Origin of the sequence: Waltera sp. (genome assembly GCF_046969025.1) — a bacterium.
GTDB lineage: Bacteria > Bacillota > Clostridia > Lachnospirales > Lachnospiraceae > Acetatifactor > Acetatifactor acetigignens.
Genome location: NZ_JBKVQF010000004.1, coordinates 131,810 through 152,011, shown reverse-complemented (window position 1 = coordinate 152,011; position 20,202 = coordinate 131,810). Strand labels below are relative to the sequence as shown.

Here is a 20,202-nt window from a genome sequence, read left to right as displayed (position 1 = left end):
CTGTTGCTTTACTCTATACACTGTTTCTTACTTATTCATATAAGGTGATGTGTCAGATTCAATCTTATTGCTGTATTCCTTCACGTTGCTGGTTACGGAATAGTTGGCATCATCAAACAGGAACTGATGCAGCCATACTACATTGCTTTCGAGATTTACCGGAATAACACAGCTTCCCTTTGCACCGATATTGCCGGTGTCACGCATGGTCTCTTCGGGGAAACCTCCTTCGTCCACTATGCGATAATTTGAAATATTGCCCAGCAGATCCAGGATGTCCTTGGAATCCAGACTGGTGTAAATGTCGTCGATGGCACTGTTGAATACCTTGGACAATGTTGCATAATCTGCTTTCTTTGCCTGATCTTCGATTGCCTGAATGACTTCACGCTGACGGGCAGCACGCTTAAAGTCGTTACCAGCGGTATAACGGATACGGCAGTAAGCAGTAGCCTGCAGACCATTCAACAGCTGCATACCGGTCTCAGTTACCGGTGTATAATCGCATTTCAAAACTTCTGCAATACCGATCTGATAGTTGTTGATATGCTTGATCTCCTCAGAGTCCACATCAATATAGATACCGCCCAGACCGTCGATCACTTCGCTCAGTCCTTTATAGCCTACGGTCACAAAGTTCGTAATATCCATATCCAGATTCATGTTCAGCATCTTAACCGCCTGCTCTGCTCCGCCATAGGAATAAGCGGCATTGCATTTCTGGTAGGAATCCGTACCGGTATTCAGGTACGTATCACGATATACGCTGACCAGTTTGATATCACCAGTATCCATGTTGATGCTGGCGATCATGATACTATCGCTTCGGCTGCCCTTGTACAACAGGCTTTCCTTGGTGGCATCCACACCGAACAGGGCAATGTTCATATAGCCCTTCATAGTTTCATCCTGCTGCACCTCTTCGGGAATCTGAAGTTCTTCTGTCTCCAGAACGGTTACCTTGGGGCCCTCATTGCTGGTATGAGTCATTACCAGATACAATAATGCTACCATGAACAGGATCACTACGATCTCTATGCCAAAGATGATAACCTTTTTTCTCTTCTTGGCTGCACGCTGTTTGGCAGACATTCTCTTCTGTCCGTTCGCAGCTCCGGTTCTCTGTCCACTGCCGGCAGGTCTCTGACCGCTTCCGGCGGGTCTCTGTCCTGTAGGTCTCTGTGCGCTTCCGGAAGGTTTTCTTCTGCTTCCGGCAGGTCTCTGACCATTGCCGCCATTGTTGTTAGAATTTGTTGCCATCTTGTCTTCTCCTTGTACTAATAAGCATTTTTATTGATAAATCCTGTAAAGAACGTCATAAGAATGATCTTGATATCAAATCCAATGGTCCAGTTCTCAATATAGTAAATATCATATTCGATTCTCTTCTTGATGGAGGAATCACCGCGCAAGCCATTCACCTGTGCCCATCCGGTCAGTCCCGGCCGTACCTGATGTTTTACCATGTAACGGGGAATCTCTTCCTTGAACTTTTCCACAAACTGCGGTCTTTCCGGTCTGGGACCGACCAGACTCATATCTCCTTTTAAGATATTGAACAGCTGGGGAAGTTCATCGATACTGGTACGTCTGAGAACCTTACCGATACCGGTGACTCTGGGGTCATTGCGTACCGTCCATCCCTTTTTCTCTTCCGCCGCCGTCTGCATTGCCATGCTGCGGAATTTGTACATATAAAACGGCTTATTATGAAGTCCTACCCGTTCCTGCTTAAAGATCACCGGTCCCGGGCTGGACAGCTTTACCAGAATTGCTGATATGAGCATGATCGGTGAGGTAATAATGATACCGAAAATGGAACCAACGATATCCATTGCCCGCTTGATCACCATATTGCCTGTGTTCGTCAGCGGTACATACCGGATATTGATCACCGGTAATCCCATCAGATCCTCCGTATAGGGTCTGCTGGGGATCAGACTGCTGTAATCCGGAATGAATTTGGTGTGCACCCCGGATTTCTCACAGATATCCACCACACCTTCCAGATAATCATAATCCTTCAGGGAAAGTGTGATTGCGATTTCATCCAGCTTGTTCTCCGGAAGGATGTATTCCAGATTACCAAGCGTTCCCAGTACTTTCACTCCCTTATAGGTCGTGCCGCCCGGGATGTGCTCATCCAGAATACCACACACTACATATCCCCATTGGGGATTGCTGAGGATTCTGTCGATATATTCCTCCGCCGCCCGGGAATAACCTACCAGCAAAATATGCTTCAGATTGTATCCTTTTTTCCGTATGGAACGCAATGCCTTGCGCATGATGATACGGAATACGGAAGTCAGAAAAACATTCAGGACATAAAAAATTGCCATGACGGATCGTGAAAAATTGATCTCACGGATGATCATATACAAAATAATGATCAAAGCCGCCAGGCCAATGGTATTCGCCTGCAGGATACTGTATATCTCATGTCTACGGCGAACCGTACGCTTCGGGGAATACACACTGCACCGGTAATACAGGAACATATAACCGGGTACAATAAAGGGAAGCAGCATATAATAATCCTGCACCGGCAGGACACCGATCCCCGGACCGTCATTTAAGATATAAAATTTGATATAATAGGCAAGGACAAAAGATACTGCCGTGATCAGCGCATCTATTATCACAAGAAGCCTGTTAAAGACTTTCTGGTTGTCTTTTATCATACGGGTCACCCAATCTTTAAGTCCGAAAAGCTTCTTTTCAACGATTTCATTCTACAATAACGGTGGTTTTTTCTCAACTTAAGAATTTATGAAGCAATTTCTTAAGATTTCATAAGAATTCGAAAAACATTCAGGTATAATTGCCACTGAATCTTCACATAATTCCATAGATGGCTCCATTGAAAGTGCACCTTTGCCTGCTTTCCCACAGGACCCACGGTACGTTTCCACCCTTCGGCCAATCCCTTTAAATATAGTTTTCCCATTCTCTTCTTACAAAAAAACAGAAATTTTATGCCAAATCCAAGCAAAAAGAACGGCAGATTCAGAATCCACTGTAGTAGCGGCATATTTTTGCCGATGACATAGATATTATTGGAAGAAGAAAGTTCCGTTTTTCGGGAATTGTAGCGGGATCCCGTAGAAGCACTGCCGTAATGCAGAACGGATGCCGTCGGCTCGTACCGGTTCTCATAGCCGTAGATCCGGGCACGGTAACCGATATCCAGATCTTCCAGATACGCAAAATGCGCTTCGTCAAAATAGCCGATCTCCTCAAATACCTGACGTCTGTAAATTGCCGCTCCGCCACAGGCTGAGAATATGCTGACATTCTTGTCATAATCCACAGCAGGCCGGCCTTTTCCCCGGGAATATGCCCATCCCAGAACGCAGTAGCGGTCTCCCGCATCATCCAGCAGCTCTGGCTTATCCCACATAAGCATTTTGGCGCTGACGGAAAAGATCTTTTCATCCTTCCGAATGGCATCATACAGTCCTTTCACAAATCCAGCTTCTACTCTGGTATCGTTGTTCAACAGGATCACATAGGGGCTTCGTGCCTCCCGGATTCCCAGATTCACCGCATGACAGAAGCCGGTGTTCTCCGGCAGGGCGATCAGACGCACCTGCGGTTTCCCCCCCTCTTCTGCCGGTGCCTCTTTTTTGCGACACCATTCGCTGTCCAGATATTCCACGCTCCCGTCAGCAGAACCATTGTCTATGATCAGCACTTCATATTCCGGTGCATTTTCCTGTCCCTGACACAGGGAGGCCATGCATTCCGGTAAATATTTCATTCCGTTGTAATTGGGTATAACGACGGTTACTTCCTTCATAGTCTCTCCCATTTCTCCGGATACTCCGGCAGATACAGCAGTCTTCCCCGTTTTCGTAATGCTTCCGATAATTGCAGACTTAAAAGCCGGATATCTGCCCCGGCAGGCAGTGTGGAGCTGTCAAATACCGGCTGTTGTTTCGGACCTCTTACTACTTCCGTATAAGGCACTCCCACGATTTTTTCAAACAATTCCCTGTCAGCTGACCGGATCCTGATGCAGCGAAGGTCTAACGCTTCTGCATCCTGGGACAGCTCCGCCCGATGAAGATAACCGCCAAAGTCCTTCGGCAGTCCCTCGTAGAACACCTTTCCGTCCGCAGTCATTCTGCCGCCGGCGATCCTGCCGCGGTTTTTCCCAGACAGCACTCTGCCACCTACGGCAGCCACATCCGGTCTCTCCTGTAATACCTCTGTATATTGTAACCGATAAAATCCTACATGTCTGGTCTCCTCTGCCTTTGCCGGGATCCCACGTTCTGCCGCATAATCCTGCAGTGCACGCAGCCCCGCTTCGTAAGCATATTTCTTGCTGTGGGGATTGGCTGCTGTAGATGCTTCATGGCATCTCCAGTGATACAGCACTCTGGGAATATGAAGAATTCTCTCCTCCCCGGAGCGGCCATCTGCAGCCAGCACCTCTGACACTGCCCGCAGCACCAGATCATAGTCCTGGGCACCGTCGCATTCTGGCCGGAATGCCAGTTTCTTCATCAGATCTGCATCCATCACCAGAAAATGGCAGATATAGTTATTACTCAGGATTAAATCGTAATTAAAGTCTTCTTTATGGTTGGGATCGTAATATTTTGTCTCATCCCCGTTGCATTTGTCTTCATCCGAATAAGCGAATGCGACTCTGACACCTCTGTCATTTGCTTTGGTAATAGCATCTGCCATCTCATACAGAGCATCCGGTGTCAATACATCATCATGATCCAGCAGGCCGATATATTCTCCCCTTGCATAGGGTAATGCCTGATTGGTATTCGCCGCAATTCCGGCATTTTCCGTAAGGTGTATATAGTGGATCCTTGCATCCGCTGCAATAGTTTCCGCATTTTCCAGGAGCCGTTCTGTCAGGAATCCCTGATTTGTCAACGTCTCCTCCACACTGTGATCCTCTGTGGCATCCGCCAGAATCAGTTCCCAGTGAGGATAGCTCTGTTGCATAACGCTTGTTATCATTCTGTTCAGATAGATTTCCGGGGTACGGTACAACGGCACCACAATGCTGAGTGTAACCGGATTATCCCATTTTCTGCAACTTTGCCTTTCCAGTTCCTCTTCCGGACAGGGCACATAAAAATAGCGGTCTGTCTCTGTCAGGCGTTCCCTTACAGAGATCCAGGTTTCCCTCAGGCCGTTGCGTTGCAAATAATATAGAGTTTTCTTAAGGTTTGCTATGTTCAGCTTTGCCACGGATACCTCCACTTTTATAAAAGAGCAAATCGCCCTTCCCGGGCGATTCGCTCTTAAAAATAACATTAACTATTCAGAACCCCATTCGCAAAATCGCTCTTCCAGAGCTTTCCTGAATAACATACTTGCATGCTATTTGCTCATGGTGGTTACAGTACAGCCTTTACATCCTCGGTCAGCTTCTCTACCTTGGCCTGTGCATCCTCTATGCTGTTACCTTTAACACCCATGTAGAACTTGATCTTGGGCTCGGTTCCGGAAGGACGGGCGCAGCACCATGCATTGTCGGGAAGCTCAAAATACAGGACATTAGACTTGGGAAGTCCGGTAGTGCTCTTCTCGCCGCTCTCCATGTCGATGACTACATCGTTCAGATAGTCACGGAATTTCTCCACTTTCAGGTCACCGAATGCCTTGGGCGGATTCTTACGAAGCTTATCCATGATCTCGGCGATCTGTCTTGCACCGTCGATACCCTTCATGGTAATGGTGTACTGGGTCTCCTTGAAGTAACCGTATTTCTCATACATGGATACCATCATATCCCACAGAGTCATGTTGTGCTTCTTGCAGTAAGCCGCCACTTCACACAGACACATAACTGCTACAACTGCATCCTTATCTCTTGCATGAGTACCTGCCAGACAGCCGTAGCTCTCTTCCAGACCGAATACATAATTGTTGCTGCCGGTCTGCTCGAAGAACTTGATCTGCTCACCGATGAACTTGAAGCCGGTCAGTACTTCGATCAGCTTTACACCATAAGCTTCGGTGATGGGCTTGGTCATATTGGTGGTAACGATGGTGGTTACCAGTGCGGGATTCTCGGGCATAGTGCCGGTAGCAGTCTTCTCTCTCAGGATATATTCTGCGATCAGCATACCGGACATGTTACCGGTAAATGCCACATACTCGCCGGTCTTGGTATCCTTGGCATACACACCCAGACGGTCTGCATCGGGATCGGTTGCCAGAACGATGTCCGCATCCTTCTCCTTGGCCAGACGCAGTGCGTATGTAAATGCCTTGGGATCCTCAGGGTTCGGGTAATCCAGTGTGGTGAAGTTTGGATCCGGATTCTCCTGTTCGGGAACTACATAGACGTGCTTAAATCCCAGCTCGGACAGGATACGTCTTACCGGCTTGTTACCGGTACCGCATAACGGAGTATATACGATCTTGATGTCATCAGCCATTTCCTGAATAACATCGGGATGAATGATCTGCTTCTTCAGCTCAGCCATGTACTTGTCATCGATCTCTTTACCGATCACCTGATAGAGGCCTGCTTTTTCCGCATCTTCTCTGCTCATGGTCTTCACGGTATGATAATCCTTGATGGCCTGTACTTCGGTGATGATGTCCTTATCAATAGGAGCGGTTACCTGTGCGCCGTCCTCCCAGTATACTTTGTAGCCGTTGTACTCAGGAGGGTTGTGGCTTGCAGTCACTACGATACCTGCGGTACATCCCAGCGTACGAAGGGCAAAGGACAGTTCCGGGGTAGGTCTTAAAGATTCAAAAATGTATGCCTTGATGCCATTGGCTGCCAGACATCTTGCTGCCTCATCGGAAAACTCGGGAGACATGCGGCGGGAGTCAAATGCGATAGCCACACCCTTGCTCTGGGTGCCGCGCTTAATGATATAATTAGCAAGACCCTGAGTTGCCTTACGAACGGTATATACGTTCATGCGGTTGGTTCCTGCACCGATCACGCCACGTAAACCGCCGGTACCGAATTCCAGTTCCTTGTAAAAACGATCTTCCACTTCTGCCTCGTTGTTGCGGATTGCCAGAAGTTCATCTTTGGTCTTCTGGTCAAAATAATCATCATTCAACCAGAAATTCAGTTCGTCCATATAACTCATTTTCCTATCCTCCTGTTTTATCGCTATCTTTATCCTTCTTCAGTAAACGCTCTCCGCCATTATTCTACCATAGATTACCTTTACTGAAAAGAGCAATTTAACGTCCGCTAACCGGATCTCTCAGCGCATAGTCACTGCGATCCAGAGAGAAATTCGGGTTGTAATAGGGGTCTCCTGCTTCCAGCTCTGCCTTCCATTTTTCACGGAAATGCTCGGATTCTTTGTTGTAACGCTCCGCCTTCTCTCCCTGATCATCCAGACCTCTGGAAATAGATTCATAATGATACAGTTCCGCAAAAGGGGTCCATACATTCAGCAGTCCCAGTTTGCGCAGTTTCAGGCAGAAATCCACGTCATTCAGAGAGATCACAAAGCTCTCGTCCAGTCCTCCCACCTGCTCATACAGACTCTTTTTCACCAACAGACATGCTCCGGTCACTGCCGTGGCATTCTGGGTATAACACAGGCGTCCCATGTAGCCGAGGTTCTGTACCGGAATACGATAATGGGTATGTCCTGCGGTGCGATGTGCCCCCAGTCCGATGACTACACCGGCATGCTGGATCGTCTTGTCCGCATAATACAGCTTTGCACCTACGGCACCCACATCTTCCCGCTGTGCATACATCAGCATCTCTTCCATCCAGTTGGCAGTGATCACTTCCGTATCATTGTTCAGCAAAAGGATATAATCTCCGGTGGCATAGGATACTCCCAGATTATTTACAGCAGAATAATTAAAGTCACCATGATGGGTCACCACAGAGATCCGGCCGTCCTCGCTGTGCAGAATCCCGCCGTCATGACCGCAGACGGTATGCAGCTTGCATCTCTCTGCGTAGGAATCATTGCCGGACAATCCCAGCAGCTGGGAATAGTAATCCCGGATTTCCGGTGTGGTGCTGTTGTTCTCCACCACGATGATCTCGTAGTTGCTCCAGGTGCTGTTCTTCTGAATAGAAGTAATACATCTCTTCAGATCTTCCACGTGATCCTTGTTGGCGATCACGATGGAGATCTTCGGATCTCCCAGAATCTGATAGCGGATCCGGAAAATTGTGGCACAGGCTCTGGTACTGGTGATCTGAAAATGTTTGAATCCATGCTTTTTCAGATGATCCGCCACGGCACCCTTTGCCGCCTCGATGGCATAGGGCTTTGCGTCAATACTGGCGGCGGTACTGCCCGCATGGCTTCTCCAGTAATACATCAGTCTGGGCACATGTACGATCTTTTGTGCTCTGTCCGTCAGACGCAGGATCATATCGTGGTCCTGCGCACCGTCAAAAGCCGTACGGAACAGTTCCTCGCCTTCCAGAAGTTTTCTGGAAAAGACGCTGAAATGACAGATATAATTGTTGGCCCGCAGATTATCCGGTGCATAATCCGGCTTAAAATGCATGGTCAGCATTTTATTAATATTGTCCTCCTGGAAGGTGGTCTCATCACAGTACAGATAATCCGCACCCTGTTCATTGATTTCCTTGACATAGGCATACAATACGGAAGGATGCAGAATGTCATCCTGATCGAACAGTCCGATATAGTCTCCGGTGGCCAGCTTGTAACACTCATTGGTGTTGTAGGAAATACCTCCGTTATGGTCCAGGTGCTTATATACAATACGGCCATCTGATTTCGCCGCGTACTCCTTGCAGAGTTCTTCGATGTAAGCATGTTCCGCATCGGAACCGTCCGCCAGACACAGTTCCCAGTTCTGATAGGTCTGGTTCATGACGCAGTCCAGCATCTGTATCTGGAACTCTCTCTTGTTATTCCACAACGGCACGAGAATACTGATCTTCGGCATATAGGGGAATACCGTTTCTTCCTCTTTCTTCCTCTGCTCCGCATCGGGAAAGCTTCCGGTACCGTAGGATTCCATCAGGCTCTTCTGGTGACTCTTGTTACGGATCTTCCGCAGAATATCTTTGGGACCGCCGCAATGAGACAGCCGTTCCTTCTGTCTCTGGGCAAAATGGATCACACTTCTGGCAGGTCCTGTAGCCTTCCAGAATTTATTTTTCTTGATCCGGTCCAGTTTGAACTGCAGATCTTCCTTCTCCGATTCCAGTACTACGATCTTGTCCGCCAGATCCGCACATTTTTCATGCTCTCTCTCGTAGGCTTCCTTATAATTGATCTCGGTGTTGCTCTCTGACATATGTCTCCTCCGTGATGCTTTCACCGCATTTTAGCGGATCATGCATCTGTTTTATTCTTTTGCTGCCGGAAGCTCTACGGTCAGATATTTTCCCGTAGTATTCCAAAGTTTCAGCTTGCTGACACGATTCACCACAAGAACAGCGATCGTATAGTTTCCCGCCGGCAGTTGTTCTCCTTCTCTGAGGACACAAAAGCCGCCCAATGCCACATTTTTCTGATCCGGAAGATTTTCCTCCAGTTCCTGCCGGTAGGCAGGCAGTAATTTCATGGACCGGATACTCTTCTCTTCTGCTTCCCCGTCCGGAAGCAGTAACAGATATTTCTCATAGCAGGCATTGTCGTCCCCCAGAATCACACTATATCCCTGGATCCGTTCCGGTCCCGCTGTCTCTACTCTGGCCATCAGACAGTTATCCCTGCGGATCTTCTGTAATTCCTCTCCGCCAGGAAGTCCCCTTTTCCAGAAAGGCTCCTGTAAAACATTCCGATCTGTCAGATATGCCGGAACCACACGGCTGTCCAGTCCCTCCCGGTTCAGCCCCTTCGGGTAAAAAGGATCCTCTCCCCGGAACTGTGGATGCATCTGGTAGAGCAGTTCTCTCTCCTGTACCAGACGCTGCATTTTCTCAGGACTTTCATCGCTTCCCCGGCTGAGAGATTCATGGTGATATGCAAAGCGGTCGTTCCACACCACATTGTAGTATCCCATTTCCAGAAGCCGGAAGCCCAGTTCCACATCATTATAGGCTACCCGCAACACTTCCCGGAATCCTCCGGCCTCCCGGAACACCTCTGTCCGGATCAGGAGACAGGCTCCCGTCACGGCCACACAATCCTGTGTAAAACGGTTCCGTCCAAAATAGTAGCTTCTGTCATCCTCCATAAATTGTAGCTTATGCACCGGTCCCACCGGCAGATTGACAATGCCGTCATGCTGGATCTTCACGGAATCCGGATAATAAAGTTTCAGTCCCACACTGCCCACATAAGGCTGCAAGGCTCTGGACACCATTTTATCCAGCCAGTCATTCTCACATAATTCAATATCATCATTTAAGAACAGCAACAGCTTGCCATCTGCCAGTTCTGCGCCACGATTACACATGGTGGAAAAATTGAACTCCGCAGGCTCATATACATACCGGATCGGTGTTCCGGCTGTCCGGATTTCTTCCACCAGCTGTTCTGTTTTTTTCCTGTTTTCCTCGTTACTTCCATTATCTATCAGCAGGATTTCCACCGGAACACTGCCCTCCGGGCGTTGCGTCAGCGACCGCAGACATTTTCCCAGTACGGAAGGATTATCTTTGGAAGGAATGATCACAGAGACCCTAAGCTCTCTGGCGAACAGTTCTCTGGCTTCCTCTGCCGCTTTGGCCGCCAGTTCCACGGACAGTTTTGCGGATTCCGCTGCCGTCCGGTACTCTTCCCAGGGGTTCTGCTCATCTTCCGCTTTCTCCCGGCTGGTTTCTGCCGGTCCCTGCAGTCCGATTCCCGCAGTACCAAAAGTGCCGTGAAACAGCACTTCTTCCAGATGTCCAATGGTATGACAGCCTCTCTCAAATCCACCGGCCGCCAGAAACAGCCGGTCCATCAGGGGACGGATCTCTTCCGCTTTCGAAAATACTATTTCCCTGCCGGTGCTCTCTCCTTCTGTCACAACCCCGGGCTCCCCCAGTTTCTGCAGCAGTCTGCTCCGCACTGCCACGACGCTTCCCACATAGAAGAAAGCCCGGTAGGTATCCGGAGCCCAGCAAGGCTTGAACCAGGGGATCACACGCTCTCCGTTCTCTGACAGCAGATCTTCATCTCCATAGACGATCTCTGCCTCCGGATGCTTCACAAAATACGCATTGATCCGCTCCACAGCATTTTCCGCCAGCTGTCCGTTCTGCTGCCTGTAGATCACGAATTCCGCAAGACCGGCTCTTTCCCCGATCTCTGTGACCACTGTTTCCGCAATCTTTTTTTCCTGCTCCGCAGCCCATTGCGCGTAGGTCACCCGCAGCTTTGCCAGTTCTGCTTCATACTTTTTATCCTGTTGTCTGACAAGCATCTGCTTTACTGACGTCCGAATGCTCAAGTTTCCTGTCTCCTTAGAAAAATTTTTTCACCGCTCCCGCCATGTCACTTGCCACAGCAAGGGGAATCTGCACGATCTCCATTTTCACAGTCAGGATGTTCTCTGCCTTTCTGTCCAATGCATCCACCCGGATCGTCAGATTCGGATCCTCCGTGGGAAATACCACGCTGGGATGCTCCGCACCGTCTGCGGACTTTAAGATTTTTCCATTGGTGGTAACGATCTTTTTGTCCTGCACAGGAACCGGCTGTCCGTTCATGGTAAGCTCCCGGATTTTACACACGCAGGCGCACATGGCCGGATCCAGCCGTAAATAATGGACATTTCCATCGAAATTCACCGTAAATTCCGCCTGTTTTTCCTCTGCATAGACGTTCTCCGGGAAATAAGAATTTTCTTCGGAAAATCCCTGTCCCCTGTCCTCATAGATCTGTACCCTGAGTTCTCCCTCCGTCTGACGGAACCGTCCGATCCATTCCGTGGGCTTATAAATTTCGCCGCCTAAGAGATTGCGGATCTCACCCATGGACAATTTCTGTCCGGTCACATATTTCTGAAATTCCATCTCCTGCTCTCTGTACTGGCTGGCTTCGTTTTCCGTGATGCCCAGACGATCCAGAATACGATCCAGTTCCAGTGCATTACGTCTTTCATCTTCCAGTACATAACAGTATACAGCCCGGAAGGCCAGAGCTCTGGTCTCTATGGGACGGTCAAAAGTCCATTCATAATCAATCAGTGTCCAGTGGTCACCATCCACCAGAATATTGGCAAAGATCAGATCAAAGTCTGCCACCGGCACATCCTCCCCGTAGCCCACTCTCTCCAGATATTCTGCAAACAGGTTGTGAAATCCCTCCACATCCTGTCTGTCCAGGCATTCGTCCATCAGTTCCGACAGCGGTCTGCCCGGCACGAACTCAAATTCCGCATAAGGTATGCCGTTCTCTTCTCCCAGATGGCAGACATTGACATCCAGACTGCTTCCCGCATACCGTTCCTTCAATTTTTCATAAGCCTCCGGCATATGACGCACATGGGCTTCCGCTTCTTTTGTCAGCGGATATTTTCGGACCGTCTTACAGCCTTCCTTGTCCCGCAGGATCTCGGTGCGGATCCGGAAGCTTTCCGCACGGTCATTGGAATATCTGGCATATTTCAGATCCAGAGGTGCTCCGATCACCGCCATATAGGAATTGGAAAAAACGGAAAACAATCCTTCCTCCACAATTCCGTCAAAAGCACTCTTCTCATCGAACAACAGCATTCTGTCCCGGTCAAAATTCCGCAGATTGTTGGACAGCTCTCCACGTCCTGGAAGATAAGCATCGGAATAGACTGTGGTCATAAATTTATAATCGGGATACGGATAATAAAAACTGCGTTCTCTCACACCGCAGGCATCGAAAATGCGCTCCATCTTTTTCCGGGAAAACGTGCGTACCACACCGCCCTCCGGATAATTTTCAATGCCGGAAAACCAGCTGCCCAGATGATCTTCCTTGCATCCGGCAAAATATTTCAATCCGTATTTGTTCTCAATGGCAATCACGATCCTGCCGTCCGGTGCCAGATGCTTCTGTAGGATCTTAAGGAAATCCTCGTAAGGCGTCTTGCCGCCTATGTAAGCCTGTCCGTACTCAAAAACACCGATCAGACAGATATAGTCATAGTCTGCGGGAAGTTCCGGTTCCACATCCGTGAAATTGCCCACATGGATCGTCACATTTTCACATTCGCTGTGGCGGCAGGCGTTGATCAGGCTGCGCTTCTTCGAGAGATCCACACAGGTCACTTCCCCGGCTTTTCTTGCCAGTGCACCCGTGATGGCTCCGCATCCACTGCCCACTTCCAGCACTTTCTCTGTTTTCTGTATGGGAAGGAAATCCACGATATTTTCCCGGAGAGCAGACAAATGATACAGGATCGGCCAGCTCTTTCGCTCCGCAATGATCCTGTCATATTCCACCGTACTGTATTTTTTTACAATGTCTAAGATCTCGTCCTCCACACTGCCGTCGCAATAATAATCCTCGCCGGGATATTTATCCAGATTCAGTGTGATCTTCCCGATGGTCTCTGTCATTCCTTACTTCTCCTCCGCATCCCATACTTTTGTTTCGGAATCCATATCATAATATCCTACGGTATTCTTGTCCGATACCACCGTAATATTCAAGGCATCATACAGTCTGTGATATACCTCGAAGGTATCCTGATTGTAGCCGGTCACTCCCAGAGACAGCAGATACTCACCACCCTGTAAGTTCATCTTCTGGGTAAAAGTCACATTTTTCACCTCTCCCGGCTCCACGCTGTCCAGAAAAGCCTTTTCAATCATGGTATTTGTACCGGTGATCTCCACACCGATGACGTTTTTTACAGAAAATGCAAAAATGGGGGCCGGAATATGATCCATAAAACGAACCCGCATATGGATGGTAAACATACTGCCCTTCAGGATCGCATTGGTGGGAACCCCTCTGTCATCCGTAATGTAAAATTCCTCAATCTGTGCCTGCTTCGTACCGTATTCCAGGGCATTGGGATTCTGCCCCTTGGCCTCCATGGAAGCCTGGGAAGCATCGGTCCCCTTCTCATCTGCTTTTTGGGCAGCTGCTCTCTGCAGGTCTTCATCATCCAGCAGACTGGCAGTCTCTTCTCCCACACTCTCCTGGCCGTCATACTGTCCCACCAATACCCTCTTGTAGGTGTCGATCATAGCCTTGGGACTGCCTTCGCCCAGGATATTTCCCTGATTCAGCAGATATACACGGTCACAATATTTGCTGATACTGCTCAAATCATGACTGACGAACACAATGGTCTTGCCCATCTTCTTGAATTCTTCGAATTTATGATAACATTTTGCCTGGAAAAATACGTCACCGACACTCAGAGCCTCATCCACGATCAGGATCTCCGGCTCGATATTGATGGCCACCGCAAAGGCCAGCCGGACGAACATACCGCTGGAATAAGTCTTCACCGGCTGATAGACGTAATCTCCGATATCCGCAAAACTTAAGATCTCCGGAAGCTTTGCCTCGATCTCCTTCTCGGAAAATCCCATCATCGTCCCGTTCAGATACACATTTTCAATGCCGTTATATTCCATATTGAATCCGGCACCCAGCTCCAGCAGAGCGGAAATACGGCCATTTACCAGCACTCTTCCCGAAGTGGGATTCAATACACCGGTGATGATCTTCAGGATCGTGGATTTACCGGAACCGTTGGTACCGATAATACCCACCGTTTCTCCCTGATAGATCTTCATGTCCACACCCTTCAGGGCATAGTGAAGCTTATGCTTCGTCTTTTTTCCGAAGCCGAAAGCCTCCTTCATCCGATCTGAGGGCTTATCATATAGTTTATAGATCTTCTGGACATTATCGACTTCAATGGCCAGCTTTTTCTTTTCCTGCATCAATTTTAATCCTCGCTTATCAGCGTTACACTGTCTTTGTCATACCATATGGCCAGAGAACGGTTGGCCTCGTTATTTTCATCCTCCGAGAGGTCTCCCATGCACAAAAACCAGGGCTTGTAGTGATAAGGTTGCAGCTGTACATCATCCTCATCTCCCAATAGCTTCTCCACCCGTTCCAGATATTCCTGATGGAAATTATACGCTTCTCCGGTATGCACATAGTAATAGGCCCCATAAGCCGAATAATGTCCTGCCTGATTGGGTGACACCTGAAAGATCATGATAAATTCCAGACCCATAATCGCATAAAACCACCACACTGCGGCTCCGTTCCAGTTCGCCAGCCATCTTGCCGCGCTGCCTGATGCCTTCTTCTGCAGTCTTTGCTGCAGCCAGCCACACCAGTATATTTCGTTCAGGAACAACAGCAATAAATATGTGATCTTCACCGCATTCAGAGTTCTGGATAATCCGGCATGTCCGAGGGAATACAGGCTTGGGGTGTAACCGGTGGCATACAGGCAGAAGGACCACAGAAGTACGACTCCCGGATACCGGAAACGATACTCCGTCTCCTTAAGTGCCTGCCAGATCAGGGGTAACAGCATCACCATTACCATCAGAACAATAGATCCCGTAAACTCTGGAAGATGTTTTACTCCTTCCAGAAAAGATCTGCCGATGGACTCCAGGGGACTGTATCCCCAGCCGACATAGCTGCGGGCCCGCACGGAATTGCCCGGTGCCGCTACATTCAGCCCAAATCCTATAATGTATACCAGCGTAGCAGGCAACAGCCACAGTCCCTTTTTCCGGTGTTCCACTACCACACTTATAAACAGAATCGTCAACAGCGATAAAAGTCCCTGCAATGCCGTGACAAAATTGCTTCCGGCCGTGATCATGGAAAGCAGCACCGAGGCCGTAAATAGCAGCCCGGCAGCAGTTCTTCCTTCTGCTCTCTCCAGGCAGATTGCCACAGACAACATCAACAATCCAAAGCCGTGCATTCCCACGTAATGAACTCCGCCGTTATACCAGTAGAAGCCACTCTGTGCGGAATAAATAAACATAAAGACTGCCACTGTAATCACTGCCTGTGCTGCCAGGCCGGTCCACTTTTCCATGCCCAGTACTTTCCGCAGGATCACATGGGTAAATATCATGGTACCCGCCAGCAATAGCAGCAGGATGAACACTGGACCGAGGAAATAATACTGTTCTCCCCAGATTGCCGGCATCAATGCCATAAAGAAAATAGAAGAATAGGTTCCCTGCCACGCATACCACTGCGTTCTGGAGCAATCCAGTGCACCGGAGATGGCAGCCCATTTTGACTGTTCCTGCTCCATGGCAGCTCTGGCAAATCTTCCGAAATTGTAATCATCATAATACGGAACCGCATAGACTGTCAGACGAAACAATGGAATCAGCGTCAACAGCAGCAGTCCGCAGCATCCCACGGCCAGCAGGATCTTTCCCGGCTTCCATAACCAAAATTTTCTAAATTTTTCACGAGCACCCTTCAATTACTTTCACCCTTTCTGTTTTCCCCACAACAGTTTTGTAATGCAGCTCCTCCCCACAAGGTTCTTCATCTATAAAAGTTTTGCTATGCTCTGTTTTTTATAATACGATTTCTCCGTTCTTCGAACTCTCGAAATCGTAACAATCATTCGTATTATAGCACGTCTGCGAAATGTACCTTCAATCGTTTGAAAATAACGGCTCCCAACCCGAACAGTACTACCGTTACGATCCAGAAATACATGGTGGAAAAGAAATCCTGGAAAAACCATTCCTTCTCATAAATAGCACTTCGATAACCGTTTACAATATACACCAGCGGATTCAGCTTCAGAATCGTGATCCAATTGCCGGACAGGGAATCCAGATTCCACAAAATAGGAGTGGCCCACATGCCGATCTGCAATCCGATACTGATGATCTGAGACAGATCCCGGAAAAATACTACTACTGCACAAGTCGTATAGCTGAGTGCCAGTACAAAAATGAACAGGCAGAAGCTATAGTATACGATCTGTATCGTATATATGGTAGGATAATACCCGTAAATTGCTGCCACAATCAACAGCAGACACACAAAAAATACATGAATAAAGGTGGCTGCAATAATCTTGATGATAGGCAGGATACTGATCTTAAATACTACTTTTTTCACCAGATAGTTATATTCCAGCAGCGCATTGGTTCCATTGTTTAATGCCTCACTAAAATAGAACCAGGGTACAAGCCCAGCCGTCAGGAACAATACAAAGGGTACTTCCACACCCTCCCGCAGGGGAGTACTCGTATTACCCATGATCTTATCAAAAACAATGTAATACATAGCCACCGTGACCACCGGCTGTGCCATAGCCCATACCGCACCCAGATAAGATCCCGCATATCTTTTTTTGAAATCATTTTTGGCCAGTTTCCAGATCAGATGACGGTTCTGGAACAGTTCCACCGGCAGTCCGGTGAATTTATCATACCAGTGAATAAAAGCAACGCATGCCGCCGCGATCACTACGCAGGAAATGATCTTCTTGGCCAGTTCCTGTCCCGGATCCGCCGCAGGTCCCGGATTCTTATGGAATACAATAAGTACTGCCATGATCACTGCCGTTGTCACAAACAGGGCAATGCCCGCTTTTTTACTTACCTTCATTCTCTTTTTCCTTCACGTACTGTTCCAATGTGCCCCACTTGGTATCCTTCTCGGAAAGCGTCAGTTCCATGCCTTCTGGAATCGGCCATTTCACACCGATATCCGGTGTGTTGTAAGCGATACCGCCCTCATCATCGGGATGATAGAAATCCGTACATTTATAGCAGAATTCCGCATAATCCGACAGTACCAGAAAACCATGTGCAAAATTCTTCGGGATAAAGAACTGCTTCTTGTTCTCTTCAGACAAAAGCACTCCGTACCACTGGCCGAAAGTCCTGGAACCTTCCCGCAGATCCACTGCCACGTCATAGACTTCTCCGCGGATCACGCGCACCAGCTTGTCCTGAGGAAAATGTTTCTGGAAATGCAGTCCACGCAATACACCCTTCTTGGAAGCGGACTGATTGTCCTGTACGAACACCTCAGGAATTCCCGCAGCCTTGAAATCGTTATAATTGTAAGTCTCCATAAAATATCCTCTGGCATCTCCGAATACCGTAGGAGTAATGATCTTTAATCCTTCAATTTCACAGGTTTCTACTGTTATTTTACCCATTTATTTCGTCCTCACTCTTTATTTTTATTGACTATTCGTAGGTGATATTCATGTCCACACGACCTTCGATGCCGTCCACTTTTCCCTTGGAGGTATACTGCCAGGTCTTATAATATCCCTGATATAACGGAACACTGCGATACTCTGCCAGCCAGATATGATAGTTTTCCAGTCTTGCTGTCTGCAGATTATTGTTGTACCAGTTACGGCTGGCATAGACACCCGCCGTGTATCCGGCATTTTCTATGGTCCTGCAGAACGCTTCACATACCAGTGTTCTGGTCTCCGCATCCAGACTGTCCGCACGGCCGTTACCGCCCGCACCTTCGGTATCGATAAATACCGGATAGTTCAGCCGGTAATCCCGGATCAGTTCGATCACCGCGGAAGCCTCTTCCACAGCTTCCTTCTCATCCACAGCCTGGGTGAAAAAGTATACGCCCACCGGAATTCCTGCGGCCTGTGCACCCTTCATGTTCGTCACGAACATGGGATCTTCCACCAGGCTTCCGGTTACCGAACCGCGGTATCCGGCACGGATAATGGCAAACTGCACTCCTGCATTTTCCACCTTATCCCAGTCGATCTCCTGGTTCCATTTGGAGACATCGATACCGACCTTTGCATTACCGGACGTGGTCTGCAGCTTCTGGATCTCTGTCTTGTCCGCATCTGCCAGAGCATCTGCCACGGCGCTGTCCTCGGCTTCTGCATCCACTTCATCCTCCGTCTTGATCAACAGGGAAATATCGTCAATGGCCAGATACTCCACTTTATCCTTGACGTGAACTCTTGTCTCACTGACCGGAACCTTATATCCCTCAATGGGAAGGAGCTCAATATAATAGTCTCCGGAATCCAGATCTCCAATGTAAATGATACCGTCCTGATCCAGATCCTTGTAATCACCCAGGCCATCCAGCCGTACGTAGAAGCTCTCCCCGGTCACCGGACTTCCTTCGTTGTCCACGATCTGGATCCGCAGATCCTTTTCTATGGAGGTGGCTACCAGAGACAGACGGTTGCTGTTATCCTTTGCAGCTTCCAGAATTGGATTTACTTCCTGATCAAAAAACGTATTATCTTTTAAAAATGCCTTCAGATCATTGCCGATCTGACCATCCGGTGAGACCGTCTCTTCTGCCTGATCGCCATTTTCCGCCAGAGATGCACTGTCACCCGCTCCGGCATTCTGAGTGCCGGATGCCGGCGGTCCGGAAGCTGCCGTAAACTGCTCCCTGTTGACATACATGACCAGTAGTGCCACCAGCAGGATCACCGCCATGGAGGCCAGAATCGCCATTTTCCGCAGCTTAGAGTCCATTTGCTACCTCTACCAGATATTTTCCGTAGTTCGTCTTAAGCAGCGGCTCTGCCAGAGCAAGCAGCTGCTCTTTGTCAATGAATCCTCGCTTGAAAGCGATCTCTTCAATACAGGAAATGTACAGACCCTGTCTCTTCTGGAAAGCCGCCACAAAATCTGCCGCATCCAGAAGGGCATCATGATTGCCGGTATCCAGCCATGCAAAGCCTCTTCCCAGTGTCTCTACCTGTAAACTGCCTCTGTTCAGGTACTCGTTGTTGATGCTGGTGATCTCTATCTCTCCTCTTGCAGAGGGTTTTACATTCTTTGCGATCTCCACTACAGCATTGTCATAGAAATACAGTCCGGGAACCGCATAATTGCTCTTGGGATGCTCCGGCTTCTCCTCGATGGAAAGTGCCTTGCCGTTCTCATCAAATTCCACCACACCGTATTCTCTGGGATCACGCACATAATAGCCGAAAATAGTTGCGCCCTTTTCTCTGGCAGCTACTCTGCGCAATACTGCGGAAAAGCTCTGTCCGTAGAAAATATTATCTCCCAGTACCAGTGCCACTCTGTCATTACCGATGAAATCCGCACCGATGATAAAGGCATCTGCCAGCCCGCGGGGCTGATCCTGCACCGCATATTCCAGGCGCATGCCCAGCTGGCTGCCGTCTCCCAGCAATTCCTGAAATACCGGAAGGTCTCTTGGGGTGGAGATGATCAATACCTCTCTGATATCTGCCAGCATCAGTGTTGACAGGGGATAATAGATCATGGGTTTATCGTACACCGGCATGATCTGCTTGGAAATCGCTTTTGTCAGGGGATACAGTCTGGTTCCGGAACCTCCCGCCAGTATAATTCCTTTCATTTCGTCCTCC

At 48.6% G+C, this 20,202-nt stretch carries 14 protein-coding genes; all 14 read right to left on the bottom strand.

The window, feature by feature from the left end; all coding sequences use genetic code 11:
- Nucleotides 1-27 precede the first annotated feature (27 nt).
- The gene (locus ACLTOH_RS03345) at nucleotides 28-1,260 is read right to left on the bottom strand and encodes an LCP family protein (RefSeq protein WP_412223378.1); all 1,233 of its coding nucleotides are present in this window, start codon (nucleotides 1,258-1,260) and stop codon (nucleotides 28-30) included.
- Nucleotides 1,261-1,277: 17 nt separating this feature from the next.
- Nucleotides 1,278-2,684, bottom strand: a complete 1,407-nt coding sequence (locus ACLTOH_RS03340) for an undecaprenyl-phosphate glucose phosphotransferase (protein ID WP_022313596.1) — start codon at nucleotides 2,682-2,684, stop codon at nucleotides 1,278-1,280.
- Nucleotides 2,685-2,785: 101 nt separating this feature from the next.
- Nucleotides 2,786-3,802, bottom strand: a complete 1,017-nt coding sequence (locus ACLTOH_RS03335) for a glycosyltransferase family 2 protein (RefSeq protein WP_022313595.1) — start codon at nucleotides 3,800-3,802, stop codon at nucleotides 2,786-2,788.
- Nucleotides 3,799-5,223, bottom strand: coding sequence for a glycosyltransferase (locus ACLTOH_RS03330; protein WP_191835412.1), 1,425 nt, complete (start codon nucleotides 5,221-5,223; stop codon nucleotides 3,799-3,801). Before ACLTOH_RS03330 ends, ACLTOH_RS03335 begins: the two co-directional genes overlap by 4 nt.
- Nucleotides 5,224-5,372: 149 nt before the next feature.
- Nucleotides 5,373-7,094: a phospho-sugar mutase gene (locus ACLTOH_RS03325; protein ID WP_118502324.1), complete on the bottom strand. Its 1,722-nt coding sequence runs from the start codon at nucleotides 7,092-7,094 to the stop codon at nucleotides 5,373-5,375.
- Between the two features lie 97 nt (nucleotides 7,095-7,191).
- On the bottom strand, nucleotides 7,192-9,258 hold the full coding sequence (locus ACLTOH_RS03320) for a glycosyltransferase family 2 protein (protein WP_412223377.1): 2,067 nt from the start codon (nucleotides 9,256-9,258) through the stop codon (nucleotides 7,192-7,194).
- A 51-nt stretch (nucleotides 9,259-9,309) separates the two neighbouring features.
- Nucleotides 9,310-11,343: a glycosyltransferase family 2 protein gene (locus ACLTOH_RS03315; RefSeq protein WP_412223376.1), complete on the bottom strand. Its 2,034-nt coding sequence runs from the start codon at nucleotides 11,341-11,343 to the stop codon at nucleotides 9,310-9,312.
- A 13-nt stretch (nucleotides 11,344-11,356) separates the two neighbouring features.
- Nucleotides 11,357-13,429: a methyltransferase gene (locus ACLTOH_RS03310; RefSeq protein ID WP_412223375.1), complete on the bottom strand. Its 2,073-nt coding sequence runs from the start codon at nucleotides 13,427-13,429 to the stop codon at nucleotides 11,357-11,359.
- 3 nt (nucleotides 13,430-13,432) lie between these two features.
- Nucleotides 13,433-14,773 carry an ABC transporter ATP-binding protein gene (locus tag ACLTOH_RS03305; RefSeq protein WP_227063620.1) on the bottom strand — a complete coding sequence of 447 codons (1,341 nt, stop codon included), beginning with the start codon at nucleotides 14,771-14,773 and terminating at the stop codon, nucleotides 13,433-13,435.
- 5 nt (nucleotides 14,774-14,778) lie between these two features.
- A complete protein-coding gene (locus ACLTOH_RS03300) occupies nucleotides 14,779-16,305 on the bottom strand; it encodes a hypothetical protein (RefSeq protein ID WP_412223373.1) in 1,527 nt (508 codons plus the stop codon).
- A gap of 152 nt (nucleotides 16,306-16,457) precedes the next feature.
- A complete protein-coding gene (locus ACLTOH_RS03295; protein ID WP_022313583.1) occupies nucleotides 16,458-17,450 on the bottom strand; it encodes an ABC transporter permease in 993 nt (330 codons plus the stop codon).
- Nucleotides 17,437-18,009 carry a dTDP-4-dehydrorhamnose 3,5-epimerase gene (rfbC, locus tag ACLTOH_RS03290; RefSeq protein ID WP_117467090.1) on the bottom strand — a complete coding sequence of 191 codons (573 nt, stop codon included), beginning with the start codon at nucleotides 18,007-18,009 and terminating at the stop codon, nucleotides 17,437-17,439. Before rfbC ends, ACLTOH_RS03295 begins: the two co-directional genes overlap by 14 nt.
- Nucleotides 18,010-18,040: 31 nt before the next feature.
- Entirely contained in the window at nucleotides 18,041-19,333 is a 1,293-nt protein-coding gene (locus ACLTOH_RS03285) for a glycoside hydrolase family 25 protein (protein WP_412223371.1), read from the bottom strand.
- Nucleotides 19,323-20,192, bottom strand: coding sequence for a glucose-1-phosphate thymidylyltransferase RfbA (rfbA, locus tag ACLTOH_RS03280; protein WP_118502335.1), 870 nt, complete (start codon nucleotides 20,190-20,192; stop codon nucleotides 19,323-19,325). The genes ACLTOH_RS03285 and rfbA overlap by 11 nt, the downstream gene beginning before the upstream one ends.
- Nucleotides 20,193-20,202 lie beyond the last annotated feature (10 nt).

Bases quoted from the DNA above. Each gene is read 5' to 3' on its own strand.
- rfbC (WP_117467090.1), bottom strand. From the start codon at position 18,009: ATGGGTAAAATAACAGTAGAAACCTGTGAAATTGAAGGATTAAAGATC.
- ACLTOH_RS03305 (WP_227063620.1), bottom strand. From the start codon at position 14,773: ATGCAGGAAAAGAAAAAGCTGGCCATTGAAGTCGATAATGTCCAGAAG.
- ACLTOH_RS03335 (WP_022313595.1), bottom strand. From the start codon at position 3,802: ATGAAGGAAGTAACCGTCGTTATACCCAATTACAACGGAATGAAATAT.
- ACLTOH_RS03310 (WP_412223375.1), bottom strand. From the start codon at position 13,429: ATGACAGAGACCATCGGGAAGATCACACTGAATCTGGATAAATATCCC.
- ACLTOH_RS03320 (WP_412223377.1), bottom strand. From the start codon at position 9,258: ATGTCAGAGAGCAACACCGAGATCAATTATAAGGAAGCCTACGAGAGA.
- ACLTOH_RS03340 (WP_022313596.1), bottom strand. From the start codon at position 2,684: ATGATAAAAGACAACCAGAAAGTCTTTAACAGGCTTCTTGTGATAATA.
- ACLTOH_RS03295 (WP_022313583.1), bottom strand. From the start codon at position 17,450: ATGAAGGTAAGTAAAAAAGCGGGCATTGCCCTGTTTGTGACAACGGCA.
- ACLTOH_RS03325 (WP_118502324.1), bottom strand. From the start codon at position 7,094: ATGAGTTATATGGACGAACTGAATTTCTGGTTGAATGATGATTATTTT.
- rfbA (WP_118502335.1), bottom strand. From the start codon at position 20,192: ATGAAAGGAATTATACTGGCGGGAGGTTCCGGAACCAGACTGTATCCC.
- ACLTOH_RS03345 (WP_412223378.1), bottom strand. From the start codon at position 1,260: ATGGCAACAAATTCTAACAACAATGGCGGCAATGGTCAGAGACCTGCC.
- ACLTOH_RS03285 (WP_412223371.1), bottom strand. From the start codon at position 19,333: ATGGACTCTAAGCTGCGGAAAATGGCGATTCTGGCCTCCATGGCGGTG.